Annotated in this window: 9 protein-coding genes; 6 read left to right on the top strand and 3 right to left on the bottom strand. The window is 70.2% G+C overall.

What is annotated here, in order from left to right; translation table 11 throughout:
- Positions 1 to 13: 13 nt before the first annotated feature.
- Genes ACYQR9_RS05590 through ACYQR9_RS05580 form a run of 3 tightly spaced genes read right to left on the bottom strand, consistent with a single transcriptional unit; the run spans position 14 to position 14139 of the window.
- Complete coding sequence (locus ACYQR9_RS05590) at positions 14 to 4141, bottom strand: amino acid adenylation domain-containing protein (protein ID WP_461228967.1); 4128 nt, start codon at positions 4139 to 4141, stop codon at positions 14 to 16.
- A complete protein-coding gene (locus ACYQR9_RS05585; protein WP_461228966.1) occupies positions 4142 to 13882 on the bottom strand; it encodes an amino acid adenylation domain-containing protein in 9741 nt (3246 codons plus the stop codon).
- Between the two features lie 41 nt (positions 13883 to 13923).
- Positions 13924 to 14139: an MbtH family protein gene (locus ACYQR9_RS05580; RefSeq protein WP_461228965.1), complete on the bottom strand. Its 216-nt coding sequence runs from the start codon at positions 14137 to 14139 to the stop codon at positions 13924 to 13926.
- A 198-nt stretch (positions 14140 to 14337) separates the two neighbouring features.
- Between ACYQR9_RS05580 and ACYQR9_RS05575 the strand changes: the two genes are divergently transcribed.
- The 6 genes from ACYQR9_RS05575 (at position 14338) to ACYQR9_RS05550 (ending at position 18352) form a co-directional block, all read left to right on the top strand.
- Positions 14338 to 15720 (top strand): lysine N(6)-hydroxylase/L-ornithine N(5)-oxygenase family protein, encoded by a 1383-nt coding sequence (locus tag ACYQR9_RS05575; protein WP_461228964.1) that lies wholly within the window; start codon positions 14338 to 14340, stop codon positions 15718 to 15720.
- 54 nt (positions 15721 to 15774) lie between these two features.
- Positions 15775 to 16599: an ATP-binding cassette domain-containing protein gene (locus ACYQR9_RS05570; protein ID WP_461221583.1), complete on the top strand. Its 825-nt coding sequence runs from the start codon at positions 15775 to 15777 to the stop codon at positions 16597 to 16599.
- A 59-nt stretch (positions 16600 to 16658) separates the two neighbouring features.
- Positions 16659 to 16871: a hypothetical protein gene (locus ACYQR9_RS05565; protein WP_461228963.1), complete on the top strand. Its 213-nt coding sequence runs from the start codon at positions 16659 to 16661 to the stop codon at positions 16869 to 16871.
- The gene (locus tag ACYQR9_RS05560; protein WP_461221586.1) at positions 16868 to 17068 is read left to right on the top strand and encodes a DUF3606 domain-containing protein; all 201 of its coding nucleotides are present in this window, start codon (positions 16868 to 16870) and stop codon (positions 17066 to 17068) included. Before ACYQR9_RS05565 ends, ACYQR9_RS05560 begins: the two co-directional genes overlap by 4 nt.
- A 178-nt stretch (positions 17069 to 17246) precedes the next feature.
- Positions 17247 to 17699 carry a hypothetical protein gene (locus tag ACYQR9_RS05555; protein ID WP_461228962.1) on the top strand — a complete coding sequence of 151 codons (453 nt, stop codon included), beginning with the start codon at positions 17247 to 17249 and terminating at the stop codon, positions 17697 to 17699.
- 14 nt (positions 17700 to 17713) lie between these two features.
- A complete protein-coding gene (locus ACYQR9_RS05550; protein ID WP_461228961.1) occupies positions 17714 to 18352 on the top strand; it encodes an OmpA family protein in 639 nt (212 codons plus the stop codon).
- The last annotated feature ends 9 nt before the right edge of the window (positions 18353 to 18361 follow it).

Genomic DNA, 18361 nt, shown 5'->3' with positions numbered 1-18361 from the left:
GCGGTCTCGCCGCTCACAGCGAGGCCGCGAAACTGTCGTGGAACATCGTGGAATCCACGATCTCCCGGTGGGTGACGTCGGGGATCACGGTCACCTGTTCCACCCGGTTGGAGTAGCGCCCCCAATCCACATGGTTGAGGCCGCGCTCCACCGAGCGGCCGGCGAGCCAGACCCGGATCGGGCAATCGAACTTGTCCGCCCGGTAGCGGCGGTACAGCAGCGTGTTGTCGACGAAGGTCCAGAGTTCGTATTCCTTGCTGCCGACGCCCGGCCCGTCGAGGGGTAGCGGATCGGGGGCGGCCGCCACGTAGGCGAGGAACTGCTCGTGGAGTTCCGGGTCCATGCGCCGGAACAGGTCCTCCCAATCGGCCCGCATCGGCGAGCGCTCCAGCCAGGACGCGACGTTCTCCTGAAGGTGGCGGCGATGCTCCGGCGTCAGCACCGGCAGGGCGCCGACGGCGAAGCTCACATCGATGTCGCAGACGTCGAGCATGCCGACGAAGCCTAGGTCGACGCGCGAGCCCAGCATCCGCGCCGCCTCGTAGGCGAGGACGCCGCCCCAGGACCAGCCGAGCATGGTGCAGGGGCGTTCGGCGCTCTCCTTCTCGATGATTTCCGCGTAGCGCGCGGCGATGTCCTCCACCGAGACCACGCTCTTGCGCGCGTCGGTGAGGGAGTAGCAGACGAAGCCGGTGACCGGCTGGTCCGGCCCGAGGCGGCGGACCAGGGGCGCGTATTCGCGGGTGTTCACCATCAGGCCGGGGAAGCAATAGAGCATCGGCCGGTCGCCGGTCGCCCGCAGGCGCACCACCTGCGCGGTGCCGACCGCATTGGCGGTGAGCGCGGCGGCCAGGGTCTCGACGCTCTGGTTGTTGAAGATGTCGGCGATGGTCGGGCTGCGCTCCGGGAAGGCCGCGCCGAGGGCAGTGAGCACGCGCAGGGCAGTGAGCGAATTCGCCCCCGCCTCGAAGAAGTTCCGGTCGGGCGGGATGGCGGGGAGGCCGAGCGCCTTGGCCCAGATCTCGGCCACCACGGTCTCGGTAGGGGTGAGCGGGCGCGAAGGGCCGCTCATCGCCTCCGTCAGCGGCTCGGGCTCCGGCAGGGCCGCGCGGTCGAGCTTGCCGTTGGGCGTCAGCGGCAACCGATCCAGCGCCACGATCCGGCTCGGTACCATGTAGTCCGGCAAGCGTCGGGCGAGGTCGGCCCGGAGTGCCGTAGGGTCGAACTCCGCCCCGGCCGCAGTGACGACGTAGGCCACCAGCATCGGACCCGCCGGGCCCTGGCGCAGGCCCGCCGCCGCGCCGGCCACGATCTCCTGCGCCAGCAGCGCCGCCTCGACCTCGCCGAGTTCGATCCGGAACCCGCGCAGCTTCACCTGCGCATCGGCCCGGCCGAGATACTCCACCGTCCCGTCCGCCCGCCAGCGCGCCAGATCCCCGGTGCGGTAGAGCCGGCCGCCTTCCCGACCCGACAGGTCCGGGAACGGATCGGGGATGAACCGGTCCGCCGTCTGCCCGGCCTGGCCGAGATAGCCCCGCGCCAGAGCGTCACCGCCGAGATGCAGTTCCCCGGTGACGCCCACCGGCACCGGCTGCAAGGCCGCGTCGAGGATGTAGGCCCGGCGATCCCCCACCGCCCGGCCGATCGGCGCGTAGGCCCCCTCCACCGCGTCGCCGGCCCGGGCCCGCCAGACGAGGGGCGAGATCACCGTCTCGGTCGGGCCGTAGCCGTTGATCAGCAGGGTCGGGTCGAGCGCCCGGCCGATCAGGGCGAAGCTCTCCCGCGACAGGGCCTCGCCGCCGAAACTGTATGAGCGCCGGCTCGGGCGCGGGCCGCTGGCGGCCTCGAGCGCGAGCTGGTGCATGTAAGCGGTGGGGAAGCCCGCATGGGTGACGCCGTGGCGCTCCATGGCGTCCAGCGCCTCGCGCGGGGTCCACAGTCCGTCCGGCTTGAGCACGACGCAGCCGCCGAAGGCCAGCGGCACCATCCAGCGCTCCTGCGCCCCGTCGAAGCTCATCGACAGGACGTGGAGCTCGCGGGTCTGCCGGTTCGTGCCGTAGACCGCACCGGTGGCGCGCACGTGTCGGGCCAGGGGGCCGTGGGCCACGGCGACGCCCTTGGGCCGGCCGGTCGAGCCCGAGGTGTAGATGACGTAGGCGAGCTGGTCCGGATGAGCGATTCGCGGTGGCGCGGTCTCCGGCTCGGAGGCGAGGTCGAGGCTGGACGGGTCGAGCCGCGCGAGGCCGCCCGGACCGGCTCGGCTCAGCCCGTCGAGGGTGCTGCCTTGGGCCAGCAGCAGGCGGGCGCCGGCATCCTCGATGAGGGCGGCGAGGCGCGCCGTCGGCTGGGCCGGATCGAGGGGCAGGAAGGCGCCCCCGGCCCGGAGGATGGCGAGGAAGGCGGCGATCTGGTCGGGCCCGCGCGGCAGGGCGACGGCGACCACGGTCTCGGGGCCGATTCCCTCGCGGATCAACCGGTGGGCGAGACGGTTGGCGGCCCGGTCGAGCTCGCCGAACGTGGTGGTGCGTGGCCCGCAGACCACCGCCGGCGCGTCGGGCGCGGCGAAGGCCGCCTCGCCGATGAGTTCCGGCACCAGCGCCTCCGACAGCGGCATCCCGTCCGCGTAGGGCGCCGACAGATCCGACAGGGCCTCGAACGGAACCAAGGGCAACGCGTCAACACGGCGGCCGGGCTCCTCTACCGCACCGCGCAGAAGGGTGAGGAACCCGTCTCGCATCCGCTCCATCGTGTCCCGCTGGAACAGGTCGCGGGCATAGCCGAACGATCCGCGCAGCGCCCCGCGGGCTTCCGTCACCGTCTCCAGCACGAGATCGAACTGGACGTTGCCGGTCCCGCGTCCGAAGGGCGAGACCGTCAGGTCGCCGATCTCGAACCGTCCCGGCCCCTCGACGCGGTGGCTGTGCATCACCTGGACGACGGGGGTGTGGCTCACGGTCCGGCGGGTCTGGAGCGCTTCGACCAGTCGCTCGAAGGGCAGGTCCTGGTGGCCTTGAGCATCCACCATAGCGTCGCGCACGGCCCGCACATGGTCGAGGACGCTCGCGCCCGGATCGACGATGACCCGGATCGCCAGGGTGTTGACGAAGAGACCGACGAGCCCTTCCGTCTCCGGCCGGTTTCGATTAGCCACCGGGATGCCGATGCGCAGGTCCGCCTCGCCGGTATAGCGCCGGAGGACCAGGGACAGGATGGCGAGGAGGACCATGGCACTGGTTGCGCCGGCCTGCCGCGCCAGGGCTTCGAGCCCGGTCGCCACATCGGCATCGAGGGTGAAATCCACCGCCGCGCCCCGGAAACTCTGAACCGCCGGGCGGGGCCGGTCGGTGGGTAGCGGGATCACGGTCTCGGTGGCCCCGAGGCGCTCGCGCCACCAGGAGAGCTGGCGGTCGAGCTCGCCCGCCTCCAGCCAATCGCGCTGCCAGCGCGCGTAATCGGCATAGGCGATGGGCAGCGCGGGCAAGCCGGCGGCCTCGCCCGCCGCATAGACGCGCATCAGCTCGGCGAGCAGGATCTCCACCGAGCGACCGTCCGAGACGAGATGGTGCATCGTCAGGAGGAGGACGTGGCGCTCTGGCTCCATGCGGACCAGCACGGCTCTGAACAGGGGCGGTGCCGCCAGATCGAACGGTCGCCTGGCCTCCTCGCGGGACAGGGCGGCGAGGCGCTCCTCTGCGATATCGCGATCCGACGTCTCGAGCGAGACATGCCGCAGGCTCGCCGCGACCACCGCCAGGGTGACGGCCTCGACCCCGTTGCTCTCGCCGGCACGGAACCCCGTCCTCAGGGCCGGATGCCGCGCGACCAGGGCTTCGAAGGCCCGCGCCAGGGCATCGCCGTCGAGCGGTCCGACGAGGTCGAGCCCGCCCGCGATATGGAGCAGGGCGGCGTCGCCTCCCATCCGCCCGATGAGCCACAGCCGCTCCTGCGCATAGGACAGGGGCGCGACCCCCTCGGGGCCGGCATCCTCCTCCCGCGCGACGATCGGCAACCGGGCGAAATCGATGCCCCGGGAGGCCAGGGCGTCGAGGAAGACGCGGCGCTTGTCGGCGGAGAGCCGGCCGAAGCGGCGGCTGAGATCGGTCGCCTGGGGTGTGGCTTGGTCGGCGGGGCGGGCGGTCATTCAGGCCTCCAGATCGGCGAGGAGGGCATCCATGTCGGACAGGTCGTCCGCCTCGTCCCGTCCGTCGCCCGCCGTCTCGTTCGACGTCACCGCGAGGGCATAGCCGCGCAAGGTCGGCGCTTCGAACAGGGCGCGGATCGGTACGGTGACGCCGAGGCGCTGCTTCACCCGCATGGCGAGCTGTGCGGCGGTGAGGGAATGGCCGCCGAGGCCGAAGAAGTCGTCGTCGCGGCCGATTGCGTCCACTTCCAGCACCTCGCGCCAGATCTCCGCGAGGGCGACCTCCATCGCCCCCTCCGGCTCGGCCGAGGCTCGCGAAAGGGGCAGCGGCGTGGGCAGCGCGTGAAGGTCGAGCTTGCCGTTCGGCGTGAGGGGCAAGGACGGGACAGACACGATATGGGCCGGGACCATGTGGCTCGGTAGCCGGCGAAGTAGGGCCTCACGCAGGCTCGCCTCGTCCACCGGCGTGCCGGTGACATAGGCGACCAGCTGCTTGTCCCCCGCCGTTTCGCGAAGAACGATCGCGGCATCGGCGATACCGTCCTGCGCCCGCAGGGCGGCGGCGATCTCGCCCGTCTCGATCCGGAAACCGCGCAGCTTCACCTGTCCGTCGGCCCGCCCGAGATAGGCAAGCGTGCCGTCCGGTCGGCGTCGGGCGAGATCGCCGCTGCGATAGAGCCGTCCGCCAGGCGGACCGAACGGGTCCGGCACGAAGCGTTCGGCCGTCAGCGCGGCGCGCCCGAGATAGCCCTGGGCCAAGCCGGCACCGCCCACATGGATCTCGCCCGTCACCCCGTCGGGAACGGGATCGAGGGAATCGTCGAGGAGGTGCAGGGTCAGGTCGGGCAACGCCTCGCCGATGGGGCTGTCCGCCCTCTGCGCGTCGCCGGCGGCGAGAGGTCGGTAGGTCACGTGAACCGTCGTCTCGGTGATGCCGTACATGTTCACGAGACGCGGCACCGCATCGCCGAACCGGTCGAACCAGGGCTTCAGCCCGGCGACGTCGAGGGCCTCTCCGCCGAACACGACGTGGCGCAGGGCCAATCCCTGCGGTCGGGCGACGGCCGCCTGCATCAGCGGCCGGAAGGCGGAGGGGGTCTGGTTCAGCACCGTGACGCCCTCGTGGACGAGGAGATCGAGGAACGCATCCGCCGCTCGCGTCACCTCACGCGGCACCACGACGAGGCGCCCCCCATGGCAGAGCGCCCCGAAGATTTCCCAGACCGAGAAGTCGAACCCGTAGGCATGGAACAGGGTCCAGACATCGTCCTGGCCAAAGCCGAAATCAGCCTGCGTGGTGGTCAGCAGGCGCGCAGCGTTGGCATGGGTGACGACGACGCCCTTCGGCTGTCCGGTGGAGCCTGACGTGTAGATCACATAGGCCGGCTGATCGGGATGAGGCGCCGGCGGCAAGGGGGTGTCTCCGTCCTCGGTCGCTGCCGCTTCGTCGAGGAGGATCGGCTGGGGACCACCCTCGGGCAGGCTCGCGGCGAGGCCCATGGTGGTGAGCACGTGCCGGGCACCGGAATCAACGAGCATGAACTCGATACGCTCGGCCGGATAGCTCGGATCGAGGGGAACATATCCGGCTCCGCTCTTCAGGATCGCCAGGATCCCGACGATGAGGGAGATCGAGCGCTCTGCACAGAGCCCCACGAGATTACCGGGGCGCACGCCTTCACGGACAAGACGCCGGGCAAGACGCGTCGCTCTGGTCTCGATCTCCGCATAGGTCGCCCGCTCGCCCTCGAAGGTGACGGCCACCGCGTCCGGCCGCACCGTGGCGTGTTCCGCGATCCGCAGATGGATGGCGGGTTCGACCGGGGCCGTGCGGCTGTCGGCGGCCCGGCGTCGGGCCTGCTCGATCTCCTCCGGCAGGACGAGGGAGAGCGTATCCACGGGCGCGCCAGCCGCATCCATGACGGTGTCGAGGATGTGCAGCAGCTGCGCATTGAGGCGGTGGATATCGGCCGGGGAAATCCGGGCCTGATCCACGCTCCAGTTGAGGCGCGGCGCGCCGTCGAGAAGAAGCGACAGGGTCAACGGGACGTCGGTGGCCTCCAGCGTCGTCACCGGACCGAATTCCAGCCCGCCGAGGCTGCGGTCTCGGACGACGGCGTCGAGAGGATAATTCTCGACGACGAGCAGGCTATCGAAGAGCGGCTGTCCGCTCCGCCCGGCCCAGGTCTGGATATCAGCGAGGGAGGCGAGATCGTGGTCCCGCAGGGCCGCGGCCTCGCCCTGGAGCCGACGCAGCCAGTCCGAGACCGGACGCCGTCCGCCAAGTTCGACACAGCGCGGCACCGTATTGATGAACAGGCCGAGCACCTCGTGCATCCCGCCATCGTCAGGCGGACGGCCCGACCCGGTGATTCCGAACGCCACGCTCTTGCGTCCGGTGAACCGGCCCAGGGTGAGCGCCCATGCGGCTTCGAACACCGTGTTCAGGGTCACCTGCTCACGCCGGGCGAAGGCCTGCAAACGGTCGGCGCGGGCTTCGCCCAGGACCGTATCGATAGCGATGTGGCCGCTCGCCCCTGCCACGCCGGACAGAGCCGGGGCGATGAGGCTGGGTGCGTCCAGCGGGGCCAGGGCGTCACGCCAGAACCGCTCGTCGCCGCCGCGGTCGCGTGTCGAGAGCCGGGCGAGATGGTCGCGGAACAGGCGGGACGGCGGCGCGATCGTCTCGCCCGCATAGTCGCGGAGCACCTCGGAGATCAGGCGGGCATTGCTCCATCCGTCGAGGAGGAGGTGGTGGCAGGTCCAGATCAGCCGGTGCCGTCCCCGGCCGAAATCGACGATGAGGAGACGCATCAGCGGCGGCCGGGACAGGTCGAAGCCTTGGGCTCGCTCGGCCTCGGCGATCGCGGCGAGGTCCGTCTCGGTCGCGTCCGGCCGGTCGAGGCGCGTCACCGGCAGGTCCGCCGAGGCATGGACGACCTGCAAGGGAGCGTCGAATTCGTCCGTCCAGTGGAAGCTGGTGCGCAGGACGGGATGGCGCGCCACGCTCGCCCGCCACGCCGTCGCGAAGCGCTCGGGATCGAGGCCGCCCAGGGTCACGCTGAGTTGATTGACGTAGAGACCGGCCCCCGGAGCGGCGAGCGCGTGGAACAGGATCCCGCCCTGTGTCGGGGTCAGCGGGTAGAGGTCCTCGATCGTCCGCCAATCGAGGCCGAGGCCGTCGAGTTCGTCCTGGGTCAGGCCCGCGAGGGCGAAATCCGATGGGGTCGCGCCGCCGGCGGCCTCGTCATGGCCATGCACAGCGAGGGCATCGAATGCGAGCCTGAGGAGGTCGATCAGTCGTTCGATGGTCGGGCCGTCGAAACGGTCCCCGCCATAGCCGAGGCGCAGGGTGATCGCTCCCTGGCCCTGGTAGCTGTCGACTACGAGTTCCGAACCCAACGGAGCGGCGGGATCCGCCGACAACCGCATCGCCTCGGTGTCGAGCGAGAACAGGGGGCCCGCATCGATATCGGCGACGGTGCCGAGGTGATTGAAGGTCACCTCCGGCCATGGCAGCGCAGACAGGCGCTCACGTTCGGTCCGTGACCCGAGATAGCGCAGCAGCGACAAGTCCGTGCCGTCGCCGGGGAGCCGACGCAGGGTTTCTTTCGTCGCCTTCAGATCACGCGCGATGTCGCCCGAAACCGTCAGGCCGACCGGCACCAGGGTGGTGAACCAGCCGACGGTCCGGTCGAGGGGAATATCCGCCGCGTCGCCGTCCCGCCCATGGCGTTCGAGCGTCACGCCGAACGTGGGATGCTTCGTCCAGGCGGCGAGGGCCCGTGCCAAGCCTGACAGAAGCACCTCGTCGAGGCGCATCCGATAGGCTTTGCGCAGGCGATCGAGGCCGGCCACGACAGAAGAATCGAGGACCAGATGAGTCGCTCGTGCGTGACGCTGATCGCGTGGGGCATCGGGATGGTCGACGGGAAGCCGGGCGGCCGAGCCTGAGAGCGCGCTGATCCACGCCTCGGTCTCCGTCCGGATCTCCGCCGTATGGTCGCGCAAGCGGTGGGCCCAGGACTGGAACGGCGTCGCGGGCACGAGGGCCGCATCGCCTCGGTAGAGCAGGTCGAGGTCCGAGACGAGGATGCGCCAGGAGACGGCATCCACGACGAGGTGATGGGCAGTGAGCAGCAGGCGCTGGCGTCCGCCGGGAAGGTTTGCCAGCACAGCGGCGAAGACGCGCCCATCCGCGAGGTTGAGGCTGCGCTCGGCGGCGAGGAAGCAGGTCCGCGCCTCGTCATCGCTCTCCACTTCGACCACCGAAAGCGGATCGGCGAGGCGGGCCGGCGAGACCGGCTCCTGAAACCACGCGCCTTCCGCGTCACGACCGAAGGCGTAGCGCAACGCCTCGTGATGGGCGACGAGGGCCGTCAGCGCCTCTCCGAGACGGTCGGCATCGAGATTCACGCGGGCATCCAGCTCGACGGACTGGTTCCAGTGGTCGCGCTTCGGCATCGGTTGCTCGAAGAACCAATGCTGGATCGGCGTAAGGGGGGCGGGGCCTTCCGGCACGCGGATCGTGGCCGCCGGTCCTTCGACCAGCATGATGGCTTGGGCGAGTGCCGCCACGGTCTGATGCTCGAAGATCTGGCGCGGCGTCGCGGCAAAACCCGCTTCGCGCAGGCGGGCGACGATCTGCAGGCTGAGGATGGAATCGCCGCCCGCCTCAAAGAAATTCCGGTCGGGCGGGATGGCGGAGAGGCCGAGCGCCTTGGCCCAGATGTCGGCCACCACGGTCTCGGTGGCGGTGAGCGGACGCGAGGGGCCGCTTAGCCCCTCCGCCAGCGGCGCGGGCTCCGGCAGGGCCGCACGGTCGAGCTTGCCGTTGGGCGTCAGCGGCAACCGATCCAGCGCCACGATCCGGCTCGGTACCATGTAGTCCGGCAAGCGTCGGGCGAGGTCGGCCCGGAGTGCCGTAGGGTCGAACTCCGCCCCGGCCGCAGTGACGACGTAGGCCACCAGCATCGGACCCGCCGGGCCCTGGCGCAGGCCCGCCGCCGCGCCGGCCACGATCTCCTGCGCCAGCAGCGCCGCCTCGACCTCGCCGAGTTCGATCCGGAACCCGCGCAGCTTCACCTGCGCATCGGCCCGGCCGAGATACTCCACCGTCCCGTCCGCCCGCCAGCGCGCCAGATCCCCGGTGCGGTAGAGCCGGCCGCCTTCCCGACCCGACAGGTCCGGGAACGGATCGGGGATGAACCGGTCCGCCGTCTGCCCGGCCTGGCCGAGATAGCCCCGCGCCAGAGCGTCACCGCCGAGATGCAGTTCCCCGGTGACGCCCACCGGCACCGGCTGCAAGGCCGCGTCGAGGATGTAGGCCCGGCGATCCCCCACCGCCCGGCCGATCGGCGCGTAGGCCCCCTCCACCGCGTCGCCGGCCCGCGCCCGCCAGACCAGCGGCGAGATCACCGTCTCGGTCGGGCCGTAGCCGTTGATCAGCAGGGTCGGGTCGAGCGCCCGGCCGATCAGGGCGAAGCTCTCGCGTGACAGGGCCTCGCCGCCGAAACTGTACGAGCGCCGGCTCGGGCGCGGGCCGCTGGCGGCCTCCAGCGCGAGCTGGTGCATGTAGGCGGTGGGGAAGCCGGCATGGGTCACGCCGTGACGCTCCATGGCGTCCAGCGCCTCGCGCGGGGTCCATAATCCGTCCGGCTTGAGCACGACGCAGCCGCCGAAGGCCAGCGGCACCATCCAGCGCTCCTGCGCCCCGTCGAAGCTCATCGACAGGACATGGAGCTCGCGCGTCTCCCGGCCCGTGCCGTAGACCGCCCCGGTGGCGCGCACGTGCCGGGCCAGGGGGCCGTGGGCCACGGCGACGCCCTTGGGCCGGCCGGTCGAGCCCGAGGTGTAGATGACGTAGGCGAGCTGGCCCGGATGAGCGGTACGCGGTGGCGCGGTCTCCGGCTCGGAGGCGAGGTCGAGGCTGGACGGGTCGAGCTGCGCGAGGCCGCCCGGACCGGCTCGGCTCAGCCCGTCGAGGGTGCCGGCTTGTGCCAGCAACAGGCGGGCGCCGGCATCCTCGACGAGGGCGGCGAGGCGCGCCGTCGGCTGGGCCGGATCGAGGGGCAGGAAGGCGCCCCCGGCCCGGAGGATGGCGAGGAAAGCGGCGATCTGGTCGGGCCCGCGCGGCAGGGCGACGGCGACCACGGTCTCGGGGCCGATTCCCTCGCGGATCAACCGGTGGGCGAGACGGTTGGCGGCCCGGTCGAGCTCGCCGAACGTGGTGGTGCGCGGCCCGCAGACCACCGCCGGCGCGTCCGGCGCGGCGAAGGCCGCCTCGCCGATGAGTTCCGGCACCAGCGCCTCCGACAGCGGCATCCCGTCCGCGTAGGGCGCCGACAGATCCGACAGGGCCTCGAACGGAACCAGAGGCAATGCGTCAGCGCGCTCGGCTAGGCTACCGGTGAGGCCGTCGAGGAGGGCGAGATAGCCGTGCTCGAACCGGGCCATGGTATCGCCATCGAACAGGGCCTCGGAATAGGCGAAGGTGGCGGCCAGGCTGCCGGCTTTCTCCGCCACTTCCAAGACGAGATCGTAGGCAGGCGTGCCGGTATCCTGGCCGAACGCTTCCAGCGTGAGGCCGCCGGCCGTACCGAACGCCCCCAAAGCCGCCGGCTGCTGACTGATCATGACGCGGGCGAGCGGTGCGCGACCTGGAACACGCTCCGGCTGAAGGGCTTCCACCAGACGCTCGAAGGGCAGGTCCTGATGGGCCAGGGCATCGGTGAGCGAGGCCCAGGTCCGGCTCACGACCTCGCGACCCGGCAGGACCGGATCGATGGTCACCGGCAGCACCAGCGTATTCACGAAGACGCCCACGAGATTCTCGACGCCGGGCAGGTGGCGACCCGCCACCGGCATCGCGATGCGCAGGTGCCGCGTGTCGCCGTAGCGGTAAAGGAACAGCGCGAAGGCGCTGAGCAGGATCGCGAAGGGCGACGTGCCAGTTTCCGCCGTGAGGGCGGTGACTTGGCGGGTCAGGCCGTCACCGATCTCGAAGCCGTGCCGGCGGACACCATCGGGCTGCCCTGCGGGCCTGCGCCGGTCGGTAAGGGACAGGGCGGGTTCCGCGTCGCCGAGGCGGTCGCGCCACCAGGACAGATCGGCCTCCATCGCTTCGGCCTGGGCCTCACCCCTCTGCCAGAATGCGATATCGGCCGGTTGGATCGCTAGGGCGGCCAGATCGGCCGATCGTCCTTCGACTTCCGCCGCGTACAGGGCGGGCCATTCACGCAGGATCACCGTCATGGACCAGCCGTCGGCCACGATGTGATGCAGGGTGATGAGGAGGACGTGATGCGTCTCGTCGAGCTGGACCAGGGTGAAGCGCGCCAGGGGGCCGCCGCATCGCGCGAAGGGCCGTTCGGCCTCCTCGCGACAGAGTTCGGCGAAGCGCTTTTCGCAGGATTGCAGAGGGATCGTCGAGAGATCGAAGTCGGCTAAATCTATCTTGTAGCCGGCTTCTATCCTTTGTTCTCCGCGACCATCGGGTCTGCGAGAGAGCCGCGTCCGGAAGGCGTCGTGGCGCGCCGTGAGGGCATCGAGGCTGCGCGTCAGGGCATCGCGGTCGAGGGAGCCGCGCAGATGAATACCGCCTGCGATATGATGAGTTTCGTCGTCGCCGAACTCGGCCTCGAACCACAGCCGCTCCTGCGCCAGGGACAAGGGAAGCGCTACCTCCCGCGATGCGGGCTTGATCAGGAGGGCTTTCCGGCCCGCCGCGATTTCGGCTTCCACCGCGCCGGCGAACGCCCCGAGCCGGGGATGAGCGAACAGAACCTGTGGGGGAACTGCGACGCCGAGCGCGGTGCGAAGCTCGGCGAGCATCCGTATGGCCGCGATCGAGTTGCCGCCGAGGGCGAAGAAGTGGCTGTCGCGGGTCACGTCGCTGCGGTCGAGAAGCGCGGACCAGATCGCGGCGAGGCGCAACTCCAACTCGGTCATGGTTGTATCGGGGCGGGGGTTCGGTGCCTCCTCTCCGTCGACTCGGCGGCCATCCTCCACCACCGCATAGGCGTCGAGGGAGCCTGCCTGCCACCCGCGCCGCGCGGCGCCCCGCTGGATCTTCCCGCTGGATGTGCGCGGCAGGCCGCCTGGATTGAGGAGAACGACGACACGCGCGGTCTCGAGGAAGGCATCGGCGACCGCCTCGGACACCAGGGCGGCCAGCGCCTCGGGCGCGGTGAGCTTCTGGACGGTGCGCGAGACCTCCACCGCGACGCCGATGCCTTCACGCCCATCCCGCTCGATGGCGAAGGCGGCGATGCGTCCCTGGCGCAGGATGTCGACATTCCGCTCGACGACCCGCTCCACATCTTGCGGGTAGACGTTCTGACCGCGCAGGATGATGAGATCCTTCTCGCGCCCGACGAGAAACAGCCGGCCCCCATGCAGGAAGCCGAGGTCTCCCGTCCTGAGGCTCCGGATACCGTCCCGCTCGACGAGGGCGGCATCGGTGGCGTCCTGGTTGCGCCAATAGCCCTGGGCGAGGCTTGGGCCGGATGCCACGACCTCGCCGATCGCCCCATCCGGCAGGCAGGACCCGTCAGGTCCGGCGATATGAATCGGATGGTCGGGCTGCGCGAAACCGCAATCGACCAGCCGAGTGCCCTCCTCTGCCGCCACGGCGCGGCCTTCCGCGAGAATGGCCGGGTCGAGGTCAAGACTGCGCATACCCTCGCCCCGCTGGCCCGCGGTGAGGAAGAGCGTCGCCTCCGCCAGACCGTAGGACGGCCTCAGCGCACGGGGATCGAAGCCGGCGGGCGCGAAGCGTTCCGCGAACTCGACCATGGTGGAGGCGCGGACCATTTCTGACCCGGAGAAGGCGATCTGCCAGCTCGACAGGTCGAGACGCGCCGCCGTCTCGTCGTCGACCCTGTCCTGGCATAGGCGGAACGCGAAATCGGGTCCGCCGCTGACCGTCCCCCGAAAGCGGTGGATGGCCTCCAGCCAGCGTGCCGGTCGTCCGAGGAAATGCTTGGGCGACATGAGGACGCCCAGGATACCCGCGTAGATCGGCTGCAGCATGCCGCCGATCAGCCCCATGTCATGGTAGAGCGGCAGCCAGCTCACCATGACGTCGTCGGGGCGGAGATCGAACCCGACCCGGATCAGGTGTTCGTTGGCGACGAGATTGCCGTGGCTCACGACCACGCCCTTCGGCACCGCCGTCGAGCCCGACGTGTATTGCAGGAAGGCCACCGCCTCCGGTGCCGGCGTGGCAACGAGCCAGTCGGCGCCCTCCCCCTCGGCAAGGTCGTCTGGGGTGATGTCCTCCACCGGAAGGACCGCCCCTGGCTGGCCCGAAGCCGCGAGCATGTCGCGGACGGACTCCGCGTCGCCGCGATGGACGAGGACGATCGCGGGCTCGGAATCCGCGATGATGGCGGCGATCCGGGCCTGATGTTGCGCCCGGCGCGGCTCCGGCGGGAAGACCGGGACGGCAATGAGGCCGGCCTCGAGGCAGCCGAAGAAACCCGCGACATAGTCGAGGCCGGTATCGAGTAGCAGGCAGACCCGATCGCCGGGGCTCGCCGATCGCCGCAGCCGGGCGGCGATGGCCCGCGCGCGCCCGGCGAGCTCCGCATAGGTGACGGTGATCTCGCCCGACCGGGGGTCGTCGAGGAAATGAAGGGCCGGGACGGTGCCGTGGTTCCTCTCGAGCCAACGCAGGTGGCTGACGAGGTCTGATGCGGGCGGGACCGCCAGCGGCGCGCGCGGAAGACCGTCGATCATCGGATGTCCTGGAAGTGTCATCGGAACGGGGGGCGGAACGCTCAGGCTCTGGCGTCGCCGTTGAGGGAGCGGCGCAGGCTGAGCGGCCGCATGTCGGTCCAGACCGTCTCGATATGGGCGAGGCACGAGGCACGTGGCCCGGAGAAGCCGGTGGCACGCCACCCGGCCGGGACGGCGCGGTGGGCGGGCCAGACCGAGTATTGCTCCTCCCCGTTGATCACGACGAGGAACGTCGCTTCGCTGTCGTCGATAGCCATGGCGTCGTGCTCCGCGAATGGGCCGGTGTCGAAGCCCAAGACGGTGGCGGACGGCCGAAATTTAAGCCGCGGCGCAACTATTTTCGCGGCGGCTCCTAAATCCCTCCCCCGCCCGAACGTCCCTTAGCCTGACAGTTGCCGGCGGATCGTGAGGTCCGCTCGGCGCGGACATCTCGGCGCAGGAATGGAGGTTCGGTGATGACGGAATCCTACGACCCCTCGGACACCTCATATTCCCTGCGCGACACTTTCCGGGGTTCGCAGGGCGGGCGCTGGGACGACGACGAAGCACCGGCCTACGACGGGGTCGGCGTCGGCTTCGGCCCGTCGAACCTGGCGCTCGCCATCGCCCTCGACGAGGCGGGACGGCAGCAGGGCCGCCAACCGCGCGTGCGCTTTCTGGAGCGCCAGGACGAGTTTGTCTGGCATGGCGGGATGCTTCTGCCCGATAGCGGGATGCAGATCTCCTTCCTGAAGGATCTCGTCACCCTGCGCGATCCGACGAGTCCCTACACCTTCATCAACTACCTGCATGTCCACGGCCGGCTAATCGACTACATCAACCGCAAGTCGTTCTTCCCGAGCCGGATCGAGTTCAACGACTATCTGCGCTGGGTCGCGGGGCATTTCGCCGATCGCTGCGATTACGGCGATACGGTGCTGGCCATCGAGCCGGAGGGACGCGGCGATACCATCCGCCACCTGCTGGTCCATTCGCGCAAGGCCGATGGCCGCGAGCAGAGGCGGCGTACCCGCGCCGTCATCCTCGCCACCGGGGGCGAGCCGCGCATCCTGCCGGTCTTCGAGGAGTTGCAGAGCAGCGCCCGGGTGTTCCACTCCTCGCGCTACCTGTCGCGGATCGACGGTGTTCCCCTGCCGGAGGCTTCCACGCGCCGGCCGCGCATCGCCGTCATCGGCGCGGGCCAGACGGCGGCGGAGCTGTTCCTCGACCTGCAGAGCCGTATCCCCGACGCGGACATCGCCATGATCTTCCGCGGCCAGGCGCTGAAGCCCGCCGATGACAGCCCTTTCGTCAACGAGATCTTCAACCCGGACTTCACCGACTTCGTCTATGGCCAGCCCGAGGCCCATCGCCGGGCCATCATCGACGAGTTCCGCGGCACCAATTACTCGGTGATCGACACCGACCTGCTGACGCGGATCTTCGATCTCCTCTACCAGCAGAAGGTCAGCGGCGAGCATCGCCATGCCCTGCGGCCGAGGACCACCGTGGTCGGGGCCTCGGAGCAGGCCGACGAGATCGTCCTCGAAACCCTGGACGCCGCCACCGGCCTCACGACGCGGGAATCCTACGACACCGTGATTCTCGCCACGGGGTACCGCCGCGACCGTCTGGAGACCATGATGCCGGCCCTCACGCCGCATCTCACCGACGGCGCCATCGGACGCGACTACCGCCTCGCCACCCGGCCCGGCTTCGAGCCCGCCATCTACGTCCAGGGTTTCAGCGAGCCGACCCACGGTCTGAGCGATACCCTCTTGTCCATCCTGGTCATGCGGGGGCATGAGATCGCCCAATCGCTCCTCGCCGACCGGCAGAGGGCCGGTGCGCGGGCCTGACGCGGCCCTCGATCCCACCATCATGGCGGCGTTGCAGCGTCGAACGGGCGAACGATGTCCTTGAGCCGAGCCGATGCGGGAGCGAGACGCGAGCCGAGTCCGGACGATGCGGACTACAGCCTCGACGGGGTCACGTTTTCCGTTCCGGGACGCGTGCTGCTGCACCCACTGAGCCTCGTTATCCCCACCGGGCGGGTCATCGGCCTCATCGGCCATAACGGCTCGGGCAAGTCGACCCTGATCAAGCTGCTGGCCCGCCAGCAGGCCCCGAGCGCCGGACGTCTCCTGTTCAAGGGCGCATCGATCGAGAGTCTGGGAGACCGCGCCTTCGCCCGCGAGGTCGCCTACCTGCCGCAGGCGACGCCGCAGGCGCCCGGCATGCTGGTCAAGGAGCTCGTCGCCATGGGCCGCTATCCCTGGCACGGGGCGTTGGGCCGACTGGGCTCGACCGACCGGGACGCCATCGCCGAGGCGATGCGGCTCACCAAGGTGACCCCCTTCGCCGAGCGCATGGTGGACAGCCTCTCCGGCGGCGAGCGTCAGCGCGTCTGGCTCGCCATGCTGGTGGCGCAGAATGCCCGCTGCCTGCTTCTCGACGAGCCCATCGCCGCCCTCGACATCGCCCACCAGATCGAGGTGCTCTCCCTCGTGCGTCACCTGTCCCAGGAGCGGGGCCTCACCGTCATCGTGGTCTTGCACGACGTGAACATGGCGGCCCGCACCTGCGACGACCTCATCGCGCTCCATGGCGGACGCCTCATCGCGCGCGGCACCCCGGCCGAGATCGTGACGCCGGAGGGGCTGGAGGCGATCTACGGGGTGCGCATGGGGGTCTTCCCCCACCCCCGGACGGGGATGGCCCTGAGCTACCTCGACTGAGGCCGGCCCGAACCCGCATCGCGCTTCAGGCGTTGCCCCGTCAGATCAGGGAGCGACGCATGTCCGAGACGACGAAACCGCCCGAACCGACCAAGGTGAACGAGGATCTGGCCGCATCCTCCTACGACCGATCGCGCGGCGGCGGCTCCGGCAAGCCCGAGCAGAACAGCGCCGCGACCGGGCCGAAGGATACGGTCAGCGGAACCGTCCGGGAAACGCCGGACGATCCGAGCGACCGCCCCGGCACCGAAGCTGAGGAAGCCGCCCGATGAGCATGGATGGATCCACGCCCGAGGCGCCCACCACGGTGTCGCTGAAGGAGCCCCGGGACAAGGCCTATTGGGCCCGTTACTTCCAGACCCCGAGCGAGGAGGTGGAGGCGGCCGTGGCAGAGGTCGGCCACGATCCGGCGAAGGTCGCCGAACGGCTCGGAAAGCCGTGGCCGTTCGAAGCCAGCGGCATCGTGTGAGGGAATCCCCTTGAGCGGGAGCGGCGGGAGGCTGACGTGTCGCCCCCACTTAACTTGCAGACGAGGCGTGGCTCCGGTCCCGCCTCGCTTTGGCGGCACCCGCATCTTCCGGCGGGGGCCGATTTCTCTATATGCCTGACCGTAAGACCGCGTCTCTCCGTTCGAAAGGAACGCCGCTTTGGTCTCGAGACTGACTGCCCTCGCGTTGATGACCCTGCTGCCCGTCGCGGCACTTGCCGCGGACCGGACGGTGACGATCGTCGGAGGGCAGGTCAGCGCGCCGGTGGGCCTGACCGTACAGGTGAAATCCGTCACTTTGGGTGAGGACGCCACGACGGTCCGTCTGCTGGCGAGCTTCGACAGTCACAAGACGACCTTCGTCAACATGAACGACCGGCAGAATGCCTATCTCGCCTGGGGCGACGGGGCGGAGCAGCGCCTCCACCTTCGCCAGATCGCCGACAACAAGTGGATGCGCGTTCTCAACGGCCGGACCATGGAGGGCGATCTCGTTTTCCCCGGCGCCCTGCCCTCCGACGCGAGCCGGCTGACGCTGGTCTTCAACCCCGGCCGGTCCGGCGACGACATCAACGCGCCCGGCATCACCGTTCCGCTGGCTCTGACCCCGTGAGAGGGGCGGTACTTTTGGCGGCGATCCTGGCAGTGCCCGGGCTCGCTCCGGAGGGACATGCGTCGAGCTACACCGTGACGGCGGGCGGAGCCGCGATCGGCGAGGCTCCCTCCCGGTTCGCCGAGATCGGCCTCCCCGCCTCGCATTGGGAGGAGAAGCCCCAACCGAGCGCTGCGGCCAGTGCGGGCGGCGCTTCCTCCTTCGGGGCGAAGGGCATGACGTCCGAGGCGCGTCTGAAGACGGAGGCCAACCTCTCCGCCCTCGGCGCCCGGCGGGAGGGCGCGGCCATCCTGGTGGAACTGCCGAGCGACGTCCTGTTTGACTTCGACAAGTCCCTGATCCGCGCCGAAGCCCGCCCGGCCCTGGTCCGGCTCTCAGAGGTTCTCGTGGCCATGCCCAAGGCCCGTATGGCCATCACCGGCCACACCGACGCAATGGGCTCGGACGCCTACAATCAGGCCCTGTCGGAGCGCCGGGCGGTCTCCGTCCGCGCTTGGCTGGTGGGGCGCGGCATCGCCGCCGGGCGGCTGTCGGCGGCGGGCAAGGGCGAAACCATGCCGGTCGCGCCCAACGCCAATCCCGATGGTCGCGACGACCCCGCCGGACGGCAGCGGAACCGCCGCGTCGCGTTCCTCATCGCGCCCGATGGATAGACGGAGAAC

The sequence above is a fragment of the Methylobacterium sp. CM6241 genome (assembly GCF_054817845.1).
The sequence above is the reverse complement of the archived record's forward strand: the minus strand, read 5'-3'. Positions and strand labels throughout refer to the sequence as shown.